Source organism: Kineosphaera limosa NBRC 100340, from assembly GCF_000298215.1.
GTDB classification, from domain to species: domain Bacteria; phylum Actinomycetota; class Actinomycetes; order Actinomycetales; family Dermatophilaceae; genus Kineosphaera; species Kineosphaera limosa.
On sequence record NZ_BAHD01000004.1, the window covers coordinates 81,842 to 99,926 of the forward strand.

General features: G+C 70.3%; 14 protein-coding genes and 1 pseudogene. 11 read left to right on the top strand and 4 right to left on the bottom strand.

Annotation, left to right across the window (positions count from 1 at the left end; genetic code table 11):
• Nucleotides 1-83: 83 nt before the first annotated feature.
• A complete protein-coding gene (locus tag KILIM_RS25320) occupies nucleotides 84-536 on the top strand; it encodes a regulatory protein RecX (protein WP_373280981.1) in 453 nt (150 codons plus the stop codon).
• Between the two features lie 95 nt (nucleotides 537-631).
• Here the strand turns inward: KILIM_RS25320 and KILIM_RS01410 are convergent, their stop codons facing one another.
• Nucleotides 632-1,009 (bottom strand): antibiotic biosynthesis monooxygenase family protein, encoded by a 378-nt coding sequence (locus tag KILIM_RS01410; protein WP_006590817.1) that lies wholly within the window; start codon nucleotides 1,007-1,009, stop codon nucleotides 632-634.
• 127 nt (nucleotides 1,010-1,136) lie between these two features.
• On the opposite strand from KILIM_RS01410, the gene miaB reads away from it, so the two are divergent.
• The 5 genes from miaB (at nucleotide 1,137) to KILIM_RS01435 (ending at nucleotide 8,003) form a co-directional block, all read left to right on the top strand.
• Nucleotides 1,137-2,645, top strand: a complete 1,509-nt coding sequence (gene miaB, locus KILIM_RS01415; protein WP_006590818.1) for a tRNA (N6-isopentenyl adenosine(37)-C2)-methylthiotransferase MiaB — start codon at nucleotides 1,137-1,139, stop codon at nucleotides 2,643-2,645.
• A gap of 40 nt (nucleotides 2,646-2,685) precedes the next feature.
• Nucleotides 2,686-3,648, top strand: a complete 963-nt coding sequence (miaA, locus tag KILIM_RS01420; RefSeq protein ID WP_006590819.1) for a tRNA (adenosine(37)-N6)-dimethylallyltransferase MiaA — start codon at nucleotides 2,686-2,688, stop codon at nucleotides 3,646-3,648.
• A 4-nt stretch (nucleotides 3,649-3,652) separates the two neighbouring features.
• Nucleotides 3,653-4,546: a diaminopimelate epimerase gene (dapF, locus tag KILIM_RS01425; protein ID WP_006590820.1), complete on the top strand. Its 894-nt coding sequence runs from the start codon at nucleotides 3,653-3,655 to the stop codon at nucleotides 4,544-4,546.
• Nucleotides 4,547-4,693: 147 nt separating this feature from the next.
• Nucleotides 4,694-6,649 carry a gamma-glutamyltransferase gene (gene ggt / locus KILIM_RS01430; RefSeq protein WP_006590821.1) on the top strand — a complete coding sequence of 652 codons (1,956 nt, stop codon included), beginning with the start codon at nucleotides 4,694-4,696 and terminating at the stop codon, nucleotides 6,647-6,649.
• A gap of 94 nt (nucleotides 6,650-6,743) precedes the next feature.
• On the top strand, nucleotides 6,744-8,003 hold the full coding sequence (locus tag KILIM_RS01435) for a chloride channel protein (RefSeq protein ID WP_006590822.1): 1,260 nt from the start codon (nucleotides 6,744-6,746) through the stop codon (nucleotides 8,001-8,003).
• Nucleotides 8,004-8,056: 53 nt separating this feature from the next.
• Here the strand turns inward: KILIM_RS01435 and KILIM_RS01440 are convergent, their stop codons facing one another.
• Nucleotides 8,057-8,692 (bottom strand): class I SAM-dependent methyltransferase, encoded by a 636-nt coding sequence (locus KILIM_RS01440; RefSeq protein ID WP_006590823.1) that lies wholly within the window; start codon nucleotides 8,690-8,692, stop codon nucleotides 8,057-8,059.
• Between the two features lie 147 nt (nucleotides 8,693-8,839).
• On the opposite strand from KILIM_RS01440, the gene KILIM_RS01445 reads away from it, so the two are divergent.
• The 5 genes and pseudogenes from KILIM_RS01445 to hflX all read left to right on the top strand — a co-directional run bounded on the left by KILIM_RS01445 (nucleotide 8,840) and on the right by hflX (nucleotide 15,830).
• Nucleotides 8,840-11,143, top strand: a complete 2,304-nt coding sequence (locus KILIM_RS01445; protein ID WP_040561803.1) for a sodium-translocating pyrophosphatase — start codon at nucleotides 8,840-8,842, stop codon at nucleotides 11,141-11,143.
• A gap of 286 nt (nucleotides 11,144-11,429) precedes the next feature.
• Nucleotides 11,430-11,975: pseudogene (locus KILIM_RS25405) on the top strand (MFS transporter); the annotation flags it as partial.
• Between the two features lie 79 nt (nucleotides 11,976-12,054).
• Entirely contained in the window at nucleotides 12,055-12,816 is a 762-nt protein-coding gene (locus tag KILIM_RS24550) for an MFS transporter (RefSeq protein WP_006590826.1), read from the top strand.
• Nucleotides 12,817-12,974: 158 nt separating this feature from the next.
• Entirely contained in the window at nucleotides 12,975-14,234 is a 1,260-nt protein-coding gene (locus KILIM_RS01455) for an NAD(P)/FAD-dependent oxidoreductase (protein WP_006590828.1), read from the top strand.
• A gap of 108 nt (nucleotides 14,235-14,342) precedes the next feature.
• Complete coding sequence (hflX, locus tag KILIM_RS01460; protein WP_006590829.1) at nucleotides 14,343-15,830, top strand: GTPase HflX; 1,488 nt, start codon at nucleotides 14,343-14,345, stop codon at nucleotides 15,828-15,830.
• A 338-nt stretch (nucleotides 15,831-16,168) separates the two neighbouring features.
• Here the strand turns inward: hflX and KILIM_RS01470 are convergent, their stop codons facing one another.
• Nucleotides 16,169-16,486 (bottom strand): addiction module protein, encoded by a 318-nt coding sequence (locus KILIM_RS01470; RefSeq protein WP_006590831.1) that lies wholly within the window; start codon nucleotides 16,484-16,486, stop codon nucleotides 16,169-16,171.
• A 248-nt stretch (nucleotides 16,487-16,734) separates the two neighbouring features.
• On the bottom strand, nucleotides 16,735-18,057 hold the full coding sequence (locus KILIM_RS01475) for a hydroxyacid-oxoacid transhydrogenase (RefSeq protein WP_006590832.1): 1,323 nt from the start codon (nucleotides 18,055-18,057) through the stop codon (nucleotides 16,735-16,737).
• Nucleotides 18,058-18,085 lie beyond the last annotated feature (28 nt).

The window sequence follows — 18,085 nt, forward strand, 5'->3', positions numbered from 1 at the left end:
GACGGGCCGCCCGCGGTTCCGCTGGGGGTACCTCTGGTGGCGAAGATGCGGAGCCGGACCAGGATGCGGTGGCGCGCAATATTGTGCTGCGGCAGTTGGCGATGGCACCGCGCAGTCGGGCGCAGCTCGAAGACAAGCTGCGGGCCCGCGCCTGCCCGCCGGAGGTCGCCGGCCGCGTGCTGGACCGCTTCACCGAACTCGGGCTCATCGACGACGAGGCCTACGCGCAGACGCTGGTGCGTTCGCGCCGGCAGACAAAGGGTTTGGCCCGGCGGGCCCTCGCACACGAGCTGCGGCGCACGGGCGTCAGCGACGACATCGCGCAGCAGTCGCTGGCGAGCATCGAGGCCGACGACGAGGCCGACCAGGCCAGACGCCTGGTCGACAAGAGGCTGCGGTCGTTGCACGGTCTCGACGCGAGCGTGCAGACGCGGCGGCTCGCGGGGATGCTGGCCCGCAAGGGCTATGGATCGTCGCTGGCCTATCGGGTCATCCGCGAGGCGCTCGCCGACTCTCCGGAGCATCGCCGCGACTAAACCCACGCTCCACGGCGTGCGTCGACCGCGGGGAAGGTTCGGTTGGGGCCTTGTCGCTCAGGCGTGGGCCTGGCGCTCAGGCGGGGCCGTGTCGCTCAGGCGGCGCCGGAGGAGGAGGCGGTGCTCACCTGGAACGACCAGAGCTCGGCGCTCATCCCGACCGGGCGGCGCGGGCCGTGCTCGCCGCCGCCGGCCTGGCCTCCGCGTGCCGCGTGGCCTTCGCCGGCCTCGGCCGCGGTGCCGCGGTGGGCAGCACCGAAGTCCTGGCTGGCGGTCCACGCCTGGAACGACTCCTCGTCGGCCCAGCGGGTCACGACGAGCCAGGTGTTGCGGCCGTCGGTGGGCTGCAACAACTCGAAGCCCTCGAAGCCCGGCTGGCCGTCGACAGCGCCGGCGCGGGCGGCGAACCGGCGGCCCAACTCGTCGCCGGAGTCGGCGGGAACGGTGATGGCGTTGATCTTGATGACCGTCATGCCCCGATCCTGCACCCGCTGCCCGCGCCGCTGCGACCCGCCTACCGACGGCATCCCGTCCCACGGCCTCGGCCGACATCCGACGATTCGGACGCACCCGGGGTCCGCCACTACCCTGAAAGACGCGATGAAGACTTACGACGTGCGCACCCACGGGTGCCAGATGAACGTGCACGACAGCGAACGCCTCGCCGGGCTGCTCGAGACCGCCGGCTACGTCGACGTGGCGTCCGTGCCCGCGCCCGAGCGGCCCCAGGTCGCCGATGTCGTCGTCTTCAACACCTGCGCGGTCCGCGAGAACGCCGACAACAAGCTGTACGGCAACCTCGGCCAGCTGCGCCCCGCGAAGCTGAAGAACCCCGATCTGCAGATCGCCGTCGGCGGGTGCATGGCGCAGAAGGACCGCGACACCATCGTCAAGCGCGCCCCGTGGGTCGACGTCGTCTTCGGCACGCACAACATCGGCAGCCTGCCCGCGCTGCTCGACCGGGCCCGACACAACAAGCGCGCCGAGGTCGAGATCCTGGAGTCCCTGGAGACGTTCCCGTCGACGTTGCCGACCCGCCGTGACTCCGCCTACGCGGGCTGGGTGTCGATCTCCGTGGGCTGCAACAACACGTGCACGTTCTGCATCGTCCCGAGCCTGCGCGGCAAGGAGGCCGACAGGCGCCCCGGCGACATCCTCGCTGAGGCGCGCGCCCTCGTCGAGCAGGGTGTCGTCGAGATCACTCTGCTCGGGCAGAACGTCAACAGCTACGGCGTGGAGTTCGGCGACCGACAGGCCTTCGGCAAACTGCTGCGCGCCTGCGGAGACATCGAGGGTCTCGAGCGGGTGCGGTTCACCAGCCCGCACCCGGCGGCCTTCACGTCCGACGTCATCGACGCGATGGCGGCCACGGCCAACGTCATGCCGAGCCTGCACATGCCGCTGCAATCCGGCTCCGACACCGTGCTCAAGGCGATGCGCCGCTCCTACCGCAGCGAGAAGTTCCTGCGGATCCTCGCCGACGTGCGCGACCAGATCCCTGACGCGGCCATCACCACCGACATCATCGTCGGCTTCCCCGGCGAGAGCGACGCGGACTTCGAACAGACCCTGGAGGTCGTGCGGCAGGCCCGATTCTCCAGCGCCTTCACCTTCCAGTACTCGATCCGCCCCGGCACGCCCGCCGCGACGATGCCCGATCAGGTGCCCAAGGTCGTGGTGCAGGAGCGCTTCGAGCGGCTCATCGCGCTGCAGGACGAGATCTCGTGGGCGGAGAACCGCGCCGTGGAGGGTCGTGAGGTCGAGGTGCTCGTCGCGCCGTTCGAAGGCCGCAAGGACGCCGAGACCGCCCGGATGTCGGGGCGCGCCCGCGACAACCGGCTCGTGCACTTCGCCGTACCCGACGGACTGCCCGCCGCGCAGCGCCCGCGGCCCGGCGACGCGGTGCGCGTCGCGGTCACCTACGGAGCGCCGCATCACCTCGTCGCAGACTCGGCGGCCACGGGCGGCCTCTTCGAGGTGCGCCGCACGGCCGGTGGCGACGCCTGGGCGGCCACCGCCGACAACCCGGTGCCCGGTCGCCCCACGGTCACCCTCGGCATGCCGAGCATCGGCGCGCCGCCGCCGGTATCGGTCTCCGGCTGCCGCTAACGCGGCGCTCCGACCACCCGTGCTCGGAGAGAATGATCCGGTGACTCCCGTGCTCGCCGTCGTCGGCCCCACCGCCTCCGGCAAGAGCGACCTCGCGCTGGAGATCGCCGAGCGGATCGGCGCGCAGATCGTCGGCGCGGACGCCTTCCAGCTGTACCGGGGGATGGACATCGGCACGGCCAAGGTGCCCATGCAGGATCGCCGCGGTATTCCCCATCACCAGATCGACGTGCTCGATATCGCCGCGGAGGCCAATATCGCCGCCTACCAGCGGCACGCCCGAACCGACCTGGCGGCCATCGCCGCGAGCGGTGACCCGGCCGTACTGGTCGGCGGCTCCGGCCTGTACGTGCGGGCCGCGCTCGACGACCTGCAGATCCCCCCGACCGATCCGGCGGTCCGGGCGCGCTGGGAGGAGCGGGTGCGCCGCGACGGCCTGCCCGCCGTGCGGGAGCATCTGATGCGGGTCGACCCCGCCGCAGCCGCCGCCATCGAGCCGAGCAACGCGCGGCGCATCGTGCGGGCCTGCGAGGTGGTCGAACTGACCGGTCAGCCGTTCTCGGCGACGCTGCCGACCGGGCGGTTCGCGGTCCCGGCGGTGCTCGTCGGGCTGCGGCTGCCGCGTCCCGTCATCGACGAGCGCATCGAGCGCCGCACCCACGCGATGTGGGAGCAAGGCCTGCTCGATGAGGTGCAGGCGCTGGCGCAGCGGGGCCTGGCCCAAACCCCCACCGCCTCGCGGGCGGTCGGCTATCCGCAGGCGCTGGCGCAACTGGAGGGTCGAATGAGTCGCGCGGAGGCGATCGCCGCCACGAGCGCCGCGACCCGCCGACTGGTGCGCCGCCAGGAGTCCTGGTTTCGCCGCGACCGGCGCATCCACTGGCTCGACGCCGCCGAATCGAGCCCGGCTGCGGGCGCGGGGATCCGGATGGTTCCGGTGGGAGAACTGGCCGACCGGGCCGTGGACCGGTGGCGCGCCGGCGCCGGCGACCGACCAGAATGAGTTTGTGACTGACGACGCGAACCACGCCCTGCGCTGGCCGTTCACGAAGGGGCACGGCACACAGAACGACTTCGTGCTGCTGCCCGACCCCGACGGCACGCTCGACCTCACGCCGCTGCGGGTGCGGGCGCTGGCCGACCGCCACGCCGGGCTCGGCGCGGACGGCGTCATCCGGGTCATGCGCACGGCCGCCAGTGATGAGCCCGACGTGCAGGCTCTGGCCGAGAGCGCGCAGTGGTTCATGGACTACCGCAACGCGGACGGCTCCGCGGCGCAGATGTGCGGCAATGGAACCCGCGTCTTCGCCGCCTACCTACGCCGCGAGGGACTCATCGATGCCGACGCCGACGAGTTCGACATCGCGACCCGCGCGGGCGTCAAGAAGATCCGCGTCACCGCTGACGGCTACGCCACCAACCTCGGCCCGTGGCGCGTGCCGCACAACGAGCAGCTGCGCGATCGCGGCTTCGACACCCTTGTCGCTGTTCGCGGCCAGGCTCCGCTGCCCGCGCTCTCCCTGGACCTGGGCAATCCGCACGCGGTCGTCGCGCTGCCTGAGACCCTCGACCTGGAGACTCTCGACCTGAGCGTGGCGCCCGAGCTCAATCCGACGCTCGCCCAGGGCTCCAATGTCGAGCTCGTGCAGCCCGTCGGGCCGGGGCAGCTGCGCATGCGGGTGTTCGAACGTGGCGTGGGGGAGACCCGCTCGTGCGGCACCGGCGCCGCGGCCGCCGCGTTGGCCCTCATGTTGTGGAGCGGGCAGCCGCAGGAGAACGAGGACTGGCAGGTGGAGGTCCCCGGCGGCACCTTGTTCGTCTCGGCCCTGCCCGGCGGGGAGGTCGAGTTGTCGGGTCCCGCCGAACTCGTCGCCGATGGTGAGGTCACCCTCGTCGGCTGACCGATTCGGGAGCCGGTCGAAGACCGATTCGGGTGCCCGTCGAAGCACGTCGAGCCGCAATCGGGTTGCCGCACAACGAAAGAGCAGGGTATTTCCGCAGCGGTCTGCGGTTGCCGCCGCGGGCGCGCTGGCCTACTGTCACCGGCCATGACCCCCGAAACGCAGGTCCCCTCCCGGCGTCGCGCCGCCCGCCTCGGCGCGTTCTCGCTAGCGCTCGCGCTTCCGCTCGGTCTCGGCGGCCTCGCCGCCCACGCCGCTCCAGCCGCTCCAGCCGCTCCTGGTCTGGCCCCCGCGACTGCGGACGCGAGTGCCACCGGCGCCCAGGCAGGCCCAGACAAGGACTCGGTGCAGGACGCCCACGGTCGGCACGGCCCCAAGCCCGTGGGGCACAAGCTGCCGAAGGTGGCCACGATGACGGGCTCGGGCGGGGCGGTCGCCTCGGTCGACCCGGTCGCCAGTCAGGTCGGCATCGACGTGCTCAAGGCCGGCGGCAACGCCGCGGACGCGGCCGTCGCCACGGCGGCGGCCCTGGGGGTCACCGAGCCGTACGCGAACGGCATCGGCGGTGGCGGCTTCTTCGTGTACTACGACGCCAAATCCCAGCAGGTCAGCACGCTCGACGGGCGCGAGACCGCGCCCGCCGGCATGCACGAGAAGTCCTTCCTGGAGCCCGACGGCAAGCCCATGGAGTTCTGGAAGGCCGTGAACTCCGGTTTGTCCGTGGGTGTCCCGGGGACCCCCGCGACGTGGCAGGCCGCCCTGGACCGCTGGGGCAGCCGCAGCTTCTCGCAACTGCTCGCCCCGGCGCAGAAGATCGCCGAGCGCGGTTTCGTCGTCGACGACTCCTTCGCCCAGGCAACGGCCGACAACGCCGAACGCTTCGCCAAGTTCCCGGCCACGGCGCAGATCTTCCTGCCCGGCGGCGAGCCGGTGGTGCCTGGCCAGGTGTTGCGTCAGCCCGACCTCGCCAAGGCCTACGCGGCGCTGCGCGAGCACGGGCCGGCTGCGTTCACCTCCGGTCCGCTGGCCGACGCCATGGTGCAGACCGTGCAGCACCCCAAGACGGCCGAGGGCGTCAGCGTGCCTGCCGGCACGATGACCCATGCCGACCTGCGGGCTTACCAGGTGCTGGCGAAGGACCCGATCCACTCCACGTATCGCGGCTACGACGTCTACGCCATGGGCCTGCCGAGCTCCGGCGGCATCGCGGTCGGCTCGACCCTCAACCTGCTCGAGCAGTACGAGAAGCGCACCGGCACCACCGTCAACGACGCCGACCAAGCCGCCTACCTGCACGCTTTCGCCGAGGCGACGGCGACGGCCTTCGCCGACCGCAACCGCTGGGTCGGCGACGTGCCGGGCGTGCCGGTGGCGGAGCTGATCTCCAAGGGCTTCGCGGCCGAACGAGCCTGCGGGTTCGACCCGGCCAAGGCGCAGCAGCGCCCCATCGCCTTCGGGGAGCCGGACGGCGAGTACGGCCCGTGCGCCGCGCCGGGCGAGGGCGGCGGTGGCGCTCCCAACGACGGTGCCGCGACGACGCACCTGACCACCAGCGACAAGTGGGGCAATGTCGCCTCCTACACGCTGACCATCGAGCAGTTCGGCGGCTCGGGGATGGTCGTGCCCGGGTGGGGCTTCCTGCTGAACAACGAGATGACGGACTTCGAGTTCGAGCCGATGACCCAGGGCGTGCCGGCCCTGAACCTGCCGGCGCCGGGCAAGCGACCGCGCAGCTCGATGGCGCCCACCATCGTGCTCAAGGACGGCAAGCCCGTTGTCGCGGTTGGGGCCGCCGGAGGCGCCACGATCATCACGACGACGGCGCAGATCCTCACGGGCTACCTCGACCGCGATCTGTCGCTCGTCAAGGCCGTCGCCGCCGACCGCATCAGCTCGCGCAACACGGCCACGACCGCGGAGCCCTCGCTCATCGTCTCCGACGACGGCAAGAAGCTCATCGACTCCGGCCACGAGCTGACCCCGGCGGCGGCGATCGGGCGGGCGACCGCCATCGCCTTCAAGGACGGCAAAGCCATCCCGGCAGCCGAGACCTCCCGCGGCGGCGGTGGCTCGGCGATGGTCGTCAAGCGCGACCGCCGCTGAGATGCGCCACGGCTGACGCCTCGGAGTCGAGGTAGCTGAGGAACGGAGGCATCGGCGCTGATCAGGGCGGGGCGGCCCGCGCTATCCTCCGAGCGTGGCCGCACCTTCACCTCCCACGGGCCCGCTGTACGCCTTGCGCTACGGCGGGCTCGTGGTCGTCATCGGGGTCCTCACGGGCCTGGGAGCCGCCGGCCTGGCGTGGGTGCTGCACCTGATGGAGCTGGTCGTCTACGGCAAGGGCGAGGAGCACGGGCAGCTGCTCACCGACGGGGTCGACCCGTTGCGGATGAGCATCGCGGTGGCCCTCGTGTCGTTGCTGCTGGCGCCGGCCTGGTGGTTGCTGCGCGCCAAAGCGCCGCCGCTGGTCGGGGTCAAGGGCATGGTCGGCGGCAAACGGCCGCCGTTCTGGACGACGATCGGCAACGCCGTCTTCCAGATGGTCGGGGTCGGCGCCGGGATGCCGGTCGGTCGGGAGGTCGCGCCGCGCGAGATCGGGGCCCTGGCCGGCAGCCGGGTCGCCGAACGCACCGGGCTCGACGCGGATACCCGCCGCCTGCTCATCGCTGCGGCCGCCGGCGCGGGACTGGGCGCGGTCTATCAGGTGCCGTTGGGCGGGGCCGTGTTCGCGATGGAGCTGCTGCTCGGGCGGATCTCGGTGACGATCGCTCTCACGTGCCTGGGCATGTCGGTCATCGCCGTGCTCGTCGCCCGCGTCGTCATCAGCCCCGTGCACCAGTTCGCGGCGCCGGCGCTCGACGGCTCCGACTGGCGGATCATCGTGTGGGCCATCACGATCGGCCTCCTGCTGGGGGTCTTCGGCGGCTGGTTCGGAGATCTGGCCGACCACGTCAAGAAGCACTCGCAGCGGGGTCGACTGACCCTCCTGACGCTGCCGGCCGCGGGGCTGGGGGTCGCGGTCATGGCCTTCTGGCTGCCGCTCGTGCTGGGCAACGGCCGCGCGGCGATGCAGAGCGCGCTGCTGGGGATGGGCCTGGGCTTGGCGGCGTTGACGCTCGTCGGTAAGTGCCTGGCGACCTTCCTGACGCTGCGCGCCGGCGCCGTCGGCGGCACGCTGGCACCCGCCTTCGCCGTCGGCGCCCTCGCCGGGGTCATCATCGGGCGGCTCGCCGAGCTCGCCGTGCCCGGCCTCGACGTCCCGGTCACCGGATTGGCGGTGATGGGCGCCGCGGCGGTGCTGGCGACGTCGCTGCGCGCCCCCATCACCGGGCTGTTGATGATCGCCGGCATCACTTCGCAGCCGCACGAGGCCTACGCGGTGCTCGCGATCACGGTGGGTGCGGCCTACGCCACGTGTCAGATCCGGCCCAAGCTGCCGCACATCGCCAAGGGGTAGCGGCCACGCTCGGGCCGGGCTCGGCCTCGGATGGTGTCAGGCGGCGTCTGGTGTCAGGCGGCGTCGTTGGGCCGCGGATCGGGCCGCTCGACCCGCAGCACCCGAAAGCCCTTGGCGGAGGCGTGTCGGCTGACGACGAAGTCGGTGCCGAGGGTGCCGGTCAGCCACGTCTGCAGCGAGTCCGCGCCCAGGTTGCGCTGCACGACCAGGTAGGCGTTGCCGCCGGGTGTCAGCCGCGGCAGCCAGGTCAGCAGCAGCTCGTGCAGGGCCGCCTTGCCGATGCGGATCGGCGGATTCGACCAGATGACGTCGAACGCCAGGTCCGCAGGCACCTCCGGTGGGGTCAGCGCGCGCACACCGGGCAATCCGAGTCGGGCGGCGTTGTCGGCGGTCAGCCGCAGGGCCCGGCGGTTGATGTCGACCGCCCAGACGGTCGCGGCGGGGGAGAGCATCGCCAGGCTCAGTGCGATCGGCCCCCAGCCGCTGCCCAGATCGAGCAAGTTGCCGCCCGGCGGCGGGTCGGGCACTTCGCGCAGCAGTACCGAGGTGCCCAGGTCGAGGCGGTCGGGGCAGAAGATGCCGCCGGAGGTGACGACCTCGACCTCCCGACCGACGAGGCGCACGCGCAACTCCCGACGCTGCTCCGGTTGCTGCGGCTCGGCGGAGAAATAGTGCTCTGGCGTGGACATTGCGCTCCACGGTACCCAGTGCCGGGAAAGACCCGCTCGCGACATCTGCCGCAAGCTGAGTACGCAGGGCCAAGCAGTGTGTGAGAATTCCCGCAAACACGGCCACAGGAGGACGTTTTGGGTGGATCAGCTCTGATCGCTGCGGACATGAACACCGACATCGCCTTAAGTTCCGAGAGCATAGGCATCGTCGTGGTGGTCGCTCTGGTGGCCGTCGCCTCCCTGGTCATCGGCGGGATCATGCGATCCCAGGTGCTCAAGGCCGAATCGGGCACACAGAACATGCGCGACATCGCCGATGCGGTCGAGGAGGGCGCGCAGGCCTACCTCAGCCGGCAGATGCGCACGCTGGCCTGGTTCGTGGTCATCGTCTTCCTCCTGTTGTTCCTGCTGCCCGCCGCCGACGGCTCGCTGCGACTCGGGCGCAGCCTCTTCTTCCTGCTCGGCGCGGCGTTCTCGGCGACGATCGGCTACATGGGCATGAAGCTCGCGGTCAAGGCCAACGTCCGCGTGGCCGCCTCAGCCCGTGCGGGCGATCGCACTCCCGGCTTCACGCTCGCGGTGCGCACCGGTGGTGCGGTCGGCATGATCACCGTCGGCCTGGGTCTGCTCGGTGCCGCGGTCGTCGTGCTGCTCTACCGCGGCAACGCACCGACGGTCCTCGAGGGCTTCGGATTCGGCGCGGCGCTGCTGGCGATGTTCATGCGCGTCGGCGGCGGCATCTTCACCAAGGCCGCCGACGTCGGCGCCGACCTCGTCGGCAAGGTCGAGCAGCACATCCCCGAGGACGACCCGCGCAACGCCGCGACGATCGCCGACAACGTGGGCGACAACGTCGGCGACTGCGCCGGCATGGCCGCCGACCTCTTCGAGTCCTACGCGGTGACGCTCGTGGCGGCGCTCATCCTGGGCAAGGCGGCCTTCGGTGAGGCGGGGCTGATCTTCCCGCTCATCGTTCCGGCGCTCGGCGCGATCACCGCGGTGCTCGGCATCATGGTCACCCGCATCCGCCCCGGTGAGAACGGGCTGACGGCGATCAACCGCGGCTTCGTCATCGCCGCGGCCGTCTCGGCGGTGCTGTGCTCACTCGCCGCCTACCTCTACCTGCCGGCCTCCTTCGCGACGCTGCCCGACGCCGCGGAGTCGGTGCGCGGCCTGGACAGCGACCCGCGCCTGCTCGCGGTCTTCGCGGTGCTGCTGGGCATCGTCCTGGCCGGTGTCATTCTGTGGCTGACCGGCCACTTCACGAGCACCGAGAGCGCCCCGACCCGCAATGTGGCCCGCACGTCGCTGACGGGCGCGGCCACCGTGGTCCTGTCGGGCATCGGGGTCGGGCTGGAGTCGGCCGTGTTCACCGCCGTCGTCATCGGCGCCGCGGTGTACATCGCGTTCCTGCTCGGCGGCGGTTCGGTGGTGCTCTCGCTGTTCCTCATCGCGCTCGCCGGCTGCGGTCTGCTGACGACGGTCGGGGTCATCGTCGCGATGGACACCTTCGGCCCGGTCAGCGACAACGCCCAGGGCATCGCCGAGATGTCGGGCGACGTCGACGAGCGGGGCGCACACGTGCTCACCGAGCTCGACGCCGTGGGTAACACGACGAAGGCCATCACCAAGGGCATCGCTATCGCGACCGCGGTGCTGGCGGCGACGGCGCTCTTCGGCTCCTACAACGACGCGGTCACCAGCGCGCTCACTGCGGCGGGCCGGGACGCCTCGGAGGCCATCGCCGGGTATGCGGTCGTCTCGCCAGACGTGCTCTTCGGCGTGATCCTCGGCGCGTCGGTGGTCTTCCTCTTCTCCGGTCTGGCGATCGATGCCGTGACGCGAGCCGCGGGCGCCATCGTCATGGAGGTGCGCCGCCAGTTCCGCGAGATCCCCGGGATCATGGAGGGCATCAACAAGCCGGAGTACGGCCGGGTCGTCGACATCTGCACGCGCGACTCGCTGCGGGAGCTGGCGACGCCGGGTCTGCTGGCGGCGATGGCGCCGATCGCGGTGGGCTTCGGCCTCGGCTTCGGCGCCTTGGCGGGCTTCCTCGCCGGCGCGATCGGAGCCGGTGTGCTCATGGCGGTCTTCCTGGCCAACGCCGGTGGGTCGTGGGACAACGCCAAGAAGCTCGTCGAGGACGGCGGCTTCGGCGGCGGCAAGGGCAGCGACGCCCACGCCGCGACGGTCATCGGCGACACGGTCGGCGATCCGTTCAAGGACACTGCCGGCCCGGCGATCAACCCGCTGCTCAAGGTGATGAACCTCGTCGCGGTGCTCATCGCCCCGGCTGTCGTCTATCTGTCGGTCGGCGAGGGGGCCTCCACGCCGCTGCGGTTGGGCATCGCGGCGATCGCGCTCGCACTCATCGTCGGCTCGGTCACGCTGTCGCGACGGCGGGCCTCGCACCTGCACGCGGCCGACCCCGCCCACGACGACGCACCGACCGAGACCCCGCACATGTAGGCAAGCTCACAGTCCACGGCCGGCTCCCTGAGAGGGGGGCCGGCCGTCGGCGTTCGGGGGGTGAAACCGGCCGATTCGGCGGCCAGGTGCCGCGCGTAAGAGGTGAACGGCGCCGGGAGCCGTTGGGCGACCATACGAGCCGATCGGCGCATTGGGTGCTGAGCACCCAACTTCATTTCGCTTCACAGAATCCTGTGACGAATCGCGGATTCGTCGTGCACGATCGGGTCACGGTGGCTCGGTATCGGATCGTGTCGCCCGCACGCGTTCGACAAAGGAGCCGACCGTGACAAACACCAGCGAGCAGTTAGCCTGGGAAAAACAGGCCGAACCGCCCAAGGCCAGCAAGACCTCGCTGAAGCGGGTCGCGGCCGCGAGTTCGATCGGTACGACGATCGAGTTCTACGACTTCTTCATCTTCGGGACCGCGGCAGCGTTGGTCTTCCCGACGATCTTCTTCCCGGCAGCAAACCCCAATACCGCGGTGCTGGCGTCCTTCGCGACGTTCGCCGTCGCCTTCTTCGCCCGGCCCGTCGGCGCGATCATCTTCGGCCACTTCGGCGACCGGATCGGCCGCAAGCGCACGCTGGTCTGGACGCTGCTCATCATGGGTGCTGCGACGGTCGGTATCGGTCTTCTGCCGGGCTACTCGACCGGTGCCTTCGGCATGTTCGAAGACGGCATCGGCATCTGGGCGCCTGCCCTGCTGGTCGCGGCCCGCTTCTTCCAGGGCTTCGCCGTCGGTGGCGAGTGGGCCGGCGCGACGCTGCTCACCGCGGAGTACGCCCCGAAGGGCAAACGCGGGATGATGGCGATGTGGCCGCAGCTCGGCCCGGCCTTCGCGTTCTTCCTGTCTTCCATGACGTTCCTGGCCTTCACCCAAGGCGACAACACCAGCCGACAGCTTCTTCATGACCATCGGCTGGCGCATCCCCTTCATCCTGTCGTTGCTGCTGGTCCTCGTCGGGCTGTGGATCCGCCTCGCGGTCGACGAGACGCCCGTCTTCAAGCAGGCCGAGCGCAACCTGGGACAGGACCCGAACCGCAAGCTGCCGTTCCTGGACGCCATCAAGGATCAGTGGAAAGAGATTCTCATCGCCGGTGGCGCCCTGGCCTCGCTGTTCTCGCTGTTCTACATGGGCACCTCGTTTCTGACGAGCTTCGCGACTCGGCAATTGGGTTACTCGATGCCGTTCGTGTTGTCGATGGGCATGGTCGCCGCGGTGCTCTTCGGCCTCTCGATCGCCGGGTCGGCGATGTGGTCGGACAAGATCGGGCGCCGTCGGGTCATCATGACCTCCTGCGCGCTGGCCATCGTCTGGACGCTGCTGCTCTTCCCGATGCTGGAGTCCGGTATCACCGCGCTGTACGTGCTCGGCCTCATCGGCACGCTGGTGATCTTCGGGATCGCCTACGGTCCGGCCGGGGCCGCCTTGCCGGAGATGTTCAAGGCTCGCTACCGCTACACCGGCGCCGGGCTGGGCTACAATCTCGCCGGCGTGCTCGGTGGTGCGATTCCGCCGCTGATCGCCGCGCAGCTGGTCGCTGCGGGCAACACGATGGCTGTGGGCATCATGCTCGCGGTGCTCTCGACCATCTCGGTGATCTGCGCCTACCTCATGGTCGAGTCCAAGGACCACGACATGGAGACGGGCTCTACCACGAGTGACTGAGCCGCACTCGCTCTCCTGAGCAGCGGCTGTCTACTAGGTTGGGTGCCGGGGTCGTCGGACACGACGGCCCCGGCACCTCGCGTCCGGCGCGGCCTGGCCTTTCGGCTCGGTTCGCGGTTTCGGTGACGCCGCCCGCGATTGTGTGAGAGAGGTAGAACATGTCGAGCACGCCGGAGAACATCGTCGTTGTCGGGGCAGGCATGGTGGGTCTGTCGACCGCCTGGTTCCTGCAGGAACGCGGCCTCAACGTGACTGTCGTCGACCGCACGGGGGTCGCGGCCGGATCGTCGTGGGGCAACGCGGGCTGGTTGTCTCCGGCGTTGACCCTGCCGCTGGCCGAGCCCGCCATCCTCAAGGTGGGGGTGCGCGAGATGGTGCGGCCCTCCTCGCCGGTCTACGTCCCGCCGCGCATCGACCCGACGCTCTGGCGCTTCCTCATCGGCTTCACTCGACACTGCACGCCGCGCCGCTGGCTGCGGGCCATGCGGGTCTTCAACCGCGCCAATTCGCTCGGCCTGGGCGCCTTCGACCAGCTGACGGACGCCACGGGCGACGCGGCGGTGTTGGAGCCGACCAAGCCGGCCGAGCCGTTCCTCGCGGCGTTCAAGACCGCCGCCGACCGACAGGTGCTCATCGACGAGTTCGGCCACGCCGACGGGCTCGTGGAGTACGACCTTCTCGAGGGCTCGCAGGTCTCGGATGTCGAGCCGGCGATCGACCCGTCGATCCGGTACGGCCTGCGCTTGCACGGCCAGCGCTTCATCAACCCCGGTCGTTTCGTCGAGGCCCTGGCCGACGCGGTGCGGCGGCGCGGTGGTGAGATCCGCGAGGGCGTGACCGTGCGCGACGTGACCCAGAACGGATCGACCGTGCGCGTCGATCTCGAGGGCGGCGAGTCGCTGACCGCCGACGCTGTCGTGCTGGCCACCGGCACCTGGCTCGGCGCGCTGGCGAAACGTCACGGCGTGCATCGGATCGTGCAGGCGGGCCGCGGCTACTCCTTCACGGTGCACCCGGAGCACGTGCCGAAGGGGCCGGTGTACTTCGCGAGCCAGCGCGTGGCGTGCACGCCGCTCGGCGGGCCGGAGGACGGACTGCGGGTGGCCGGGATGATGGAGTTCCGCTCACCGGAGGATCCGCTGGACCCGCGCCGCGTGCAGGCCATCATCGACGCCGCCCGCCCGATGCTGCGCGGCATCGACTGGGACGCTCGGCACGACGAGTGGGTCGGTTCGCGCCCCTGCACGACCGACGCGCTGCCACTCGTCGGCCGCACCCGCTCCGATCGGGTGTACGTGGCGGGCGGGCACGGCATGTGGGGCATCGCCCTGGGCCCGTTGACCGGCCGCCTCATCGCCGAGCAGATCGGCGGGGACCCCACCGACCCGCTGCTGTGGGCGTTCGACCCGCTGCGCTGACCTAGCCCGTCCGTCGCCAGGGTCGATGTCTCCGGCTCTGGCGACGGGCCGCGCGGCCGGGAAATCGGTTCGACCCGCTGGGCAACAAGGTGAGACCCTGGGGGTGATATGACGAACTCCCACAATCCCCGCCAATCCAGTGACATCCTCGACTTCCGCGCCTCGGCGCTCGCGGACGACGACAACTGGCACGAGCGCGATCCCGACTTCGTCGCCTTCGACGGCGACCAGCTCGAGCGCGAGGAGCGCGCCGCGATGCGCCGCGTCGCCGGGCTCTCGACCGAACTCGAAGACGTCACCGAGGTCGAGTACCGGCAGTTGCGCCTGGAGCGCGTGGTGCTGGCCGGCGTCTGGTGCGAGGGCTCGGTGGAGGACGCCGAGAACTCGCTGCGCGAGCTTGCCGCGCTGGCCGAGACCGCCGGCTCCACTGTGCTCGCCGGCGTGTTGCAGCGCCGCCTGCGTCCCGACCCCGCCACGTACTTGGGCTCCGGTAAGGCGGAGGAGCTGCGCGACATCGTCGCCGACGAGGGAGCGGACACAGTTGTGTGCGATTCCGAGCTCGCGCCGAGCCAGCGTCGCGCCCTGGAGGACGTGGTCAAGGTCAAGGTCATCGACCGCACCGCGTTGATTCTCGACATCTTCGCCCAGCACGCCAAGTCGCGGGAGGGCAAGGCCCAGGTCGAGCTGGCGCAGCTGCAGTACCTGCTGCCGCGGTTGCGTGGTTGGGGTGAGTCGATGTCCCGGCAGGCCGGTGGTCGGGTCGCCGGTGGTGAGGGCATCGGTTCCCGCGGCCCCGGTGAGACCAAGATCGAGCTCGACCGGCGCCGCATCAACACCAAGATCGCCAAGCTGCGTCGCGAGATCCGCGGCATGAAGAAGACTCGTGACACCAAGCGCTCGGCCCGGCACGCGAACAAGGTGCCGGCGGTCGCTATCGCGGGATACACGAACGCCGGCAAGTCGAGCCTGCTCAACCGGCTCACCGGGGCGGGCGTGCTGGTGGAGAACGCGCTGTTCGCGACGCTGGATCCCACCGTGCGGCGGGCGCAGACGCAGGACGGGCGCGACTACACGCTGGCCGACACCGTCGGGTTCGTGCGCAGCCTGCCGACGCAGCTCGTCGAGGCGTTCCGCTCGACGCTGGAGGAGGTCGCCGACTCCGACCTGTTGCTGCACGTGGTCGACGGCTCGCACCCCGACCCGGAGGGTCAGATCAGCGCGGTGCGCGCGGTGCTCGCGGATGTCGAGGCGACCGACGTTCCGGAGATCATCGTCGTCAACAAGGCCGACGCCGCCGACCCCGAGGTGCTGGACCGGCTGCGCCGGCACGAGAAGGGCGCGGTTATCGTCTCCGCCCGCACCGGGGCCGGCCTGGACGAGCTGCGCGACATCATCGACGCGGCCCTACCCAAGCCGCACATCCCGATGACCCTGCTCGTGCCCTACGACCGCGGCGACATCGTCAACCGCCTCCACACCGACGCCGAGGTGCTCGCCGAGGAGCACACGCCCGACGGGACCCGCCTCGAGGTCAAAGTCAGCGAAGACCAGGTCGAGCCCCTGCGCGAGTTCGAACTGGCCGACGTCACGGGCTGAAGCCCACCTCGTGTCTCACGTCCCGCCGCGAAGGAGGTGGGTGCACCGTGCGCGAAGCGTCTCCCGGGCTGGCGCTTCGATGTGCTCCTGCCCCATCTGCGGCTCTCGTTTATCAGGCGATCACTCGGACACGCGCTGCATCCAATAGCCCGGCCGCCTGCGTTCATGAGCGTAAGCGATCACGAGGATCGAGTGCTCCCTGCGAACGAAGATCACATCGATAGGGAAACCAGCGATACTGCGGGTGTAGACCTGAGGGCTAGCACGTCGTTGTCGGTAGAACCCCCAATGGACCATCGGATCTTGAATGCTGATGATCGCCTCTTCGTCCGCCCGCATCAACTCACGGCCGACGCCACGCTGCCTGCCCTCGTACCACTCTGCGGCTGCGGCGAGTTCCTCCTCGGCCTGTCGAGTGCATCCAGTCGGGCATGGATCCGCGCGAAGGACTCGGCACCGTCGACGGCTTGGACCGTTCCGCCGAGAATCTCGTCGACACGCCTGGTGATTACGGCATCCCACTCGGCTTCGATGTCGTCAGGCATCGCGGTCTGGTCCTGGTGGACACTCAGGCGGAGCATGCGTGCGGCCTCTAGCCGCTCCTGCGGAGCCAGGCAGTAACCGGCCTCCAGGTACTCAGCAAGCGTGTGTGTCATCCAGCAATGGTATTCGCCAGCCCGATCGCACGGGTGGCCTCACCAGGCGTCGGGGGTCTTCGAAGGTGGCGGCGATGTCCTCCTCACCGACGGTTGGGGCACGTGGCGAGCAGGCGTCGCTGCTTCATGCCGAGGACTCCAGAGCTGCGGAGGAGCCGCCGGGCTGTCGGTGGGAGCACATAGACGCTCCACACGCGCCGCAGCGACGCTGCTGGGGCTGTCACTGGCGGTGCCTGCCGCCTGCGGGCTCACCAGTTGGTCAGGGAGCCTTCGAAGATGGCGGCGATGTCCTCCTCATCGACGGGTTTGGGGCAGGTGGCGAGCAGGCGCTGCTGCTTCATCGTGCCCGGCACGAGGTCGGGGATGTCGGACGCGGAGTAACCGACGGCCTCGATGCCGTTGGGGATGCCGATGTCGCGCATGAGGCGGATCAGCGCAGCGGGCAGCTGCTCACCGGCCTCGCCGCCTCGCTCCAGGGTCGGGTCCAGCAGGGCCGCTGCCCGCAGGTGCCGCTCCGGGGCGGAGTCGAAGCTGAACCGGAACGCCGCCGGGGCCGTCAGCGACACCGACTCGCCGTGCGGCACCATCGCCTCGTCCGGCGGGTAGTTCGCGGGGCGGTAATCGCGCACCCTGCCCGCGATCGGGTAGCCGTTCGCGTGCGGAATGTGCACCCCGGAATTGCCGAAGCCCATTCCCGCGAACGTCGCGGCCATCATCATCTCCGAGCGCGCGCGTACATCCGCTCCCTCGCGCACCACCGTGCGCAGTGAATTCGCGATGAGCTGCAGCGACTTCTCCGCCCACAGATCCGATACCGGATTCGACCCGCAATAGGTGACCCGCTGCTCCGCGGTCTTTCGGTCGAAGCTCGTATACCAGCGGGCCGTATATGACTCCAGGGCGTGACACACGATGTCCATGCCCGAGGCTGCGCTGACCTGCGGCGGCAACGTCATCGTCAGCAAGGGATCGACGATCGCCAGGGTCGGGCGCAGCCGCCAATGGCTGATGCCGGTCTTCACCTTCATGCTCAGCACGTCGAGAATGCACATCGCCGTGCTTTCCGACCCCGTGCCCGCCGTCGTCGGCACCGCGAACAGCGGAGCCAACGCGCCCTTGGGTGCGCGCGCCTCTCCGATCGGCGCATTGAGGTAATCGAACAACTCACCGCCATCGGTGAGAATGAGGTTCACTGCTTTGGCCGTATCGATACTCGACCCGCCACCGATCGCGACGTAGCCGTCCCACGGGCCGCCCTCGCGTGCGAAAGCGACCGCCGCTGCGACGCTCTCGTCCGTCGGCTCCACGTGCACGTCCGCGTACACGCCCGCCTCGATCTCGTAGGCCGCCAGCGCATCGACGACCCGCTGCGCCAACCCCAGCCGCTCGACGCCGCGGTCGGTGACCACCAGCACGCGCTTGAGGCCGTACTGGGCCACCTCGAAGCCGATCTCGTCAAGCGCACCCGCGCCGAACTTCAGCGGGGGAGCGCCCCACGTGAAGATCGTCTCCTCCCGCAACCCGGCATCGATCCCCAGTGGATCTGGGGGCGGTGCCTCGGAGCCAGCCATATCTCCTCCTGCGGTTCGGCGCGGATCG

Bases quoted from the DNA above. Each gene is read 5' to 3' on its own strand.
- KILIM_RS01410 (WP_006590817.1), bottom strand. From the start codon at position 1,009: ATGACGGTCATCAAGATCAACGCCATCACCGTTCCCGCCGACTCCGGC.
- miaB (WP_006590818.1), top strand. From the start codon at position 1,137: ATGAAGACTTACGACGTGCGCACCCACGGGTGCCAGATGAACGTGCAC.
- KILIM_RS01445 (WP_040561803.1), top strand. From the start codon at position 8,840: ATGAACACCGACATCGCCTTAAGTTCCGAGAGCATAGGCATCGTCGTG.
- KILIM_RS01475 (WP_006590832.1), bottom strand. From the start codon at position 18,057: ATGGCTGGCTCCGAGGCACCGCCCCCAGATCCACTGGGGATCGATGCC.
- hflX (WP_006590829.1), top strand. From the start codon at position 14,343: ATGACGAACTCCCACAATCCCCGCCAATCCAGTGACATCCTCGACTTC.
- KILIM_RS01470 (WP_006590831.1), bottom strand. From the start codon at position 16,486: ATGACACACACGCTTGCTGAGTACCTGGAGGCCGGTTACTGCCTGGCT.
- ggt (WP_006590821.1), top strand. From the start codon at position 4,694: ATGACCCCCGAAACGCAGGTCCCCTCCCGGCGTCGCGCCGCCCGCCTC.
- KILIM_RS01455 (WP_006590828.1), top strand. From the start codon at position 12,975: ATGTCGAGCACGCCGGAGAACATCGTCGTTGTCGGGGCAGGCATGGTG.
- KILIM_RS24550 (WP_006590826.1), top strand. From the start codon at position 12,055: ATGACCATCGGCTGGCGCATCCCCTTCATCCTGTCGTTGCTGCTGGTC.
- KILIM_RS01440 (WP_006590823.1), bottom strand. From the start codon at position 8,692: ATGTCCACGCCAGAGCACTATTTCTCCGCCGAGCCGCAGCAACCGGAG.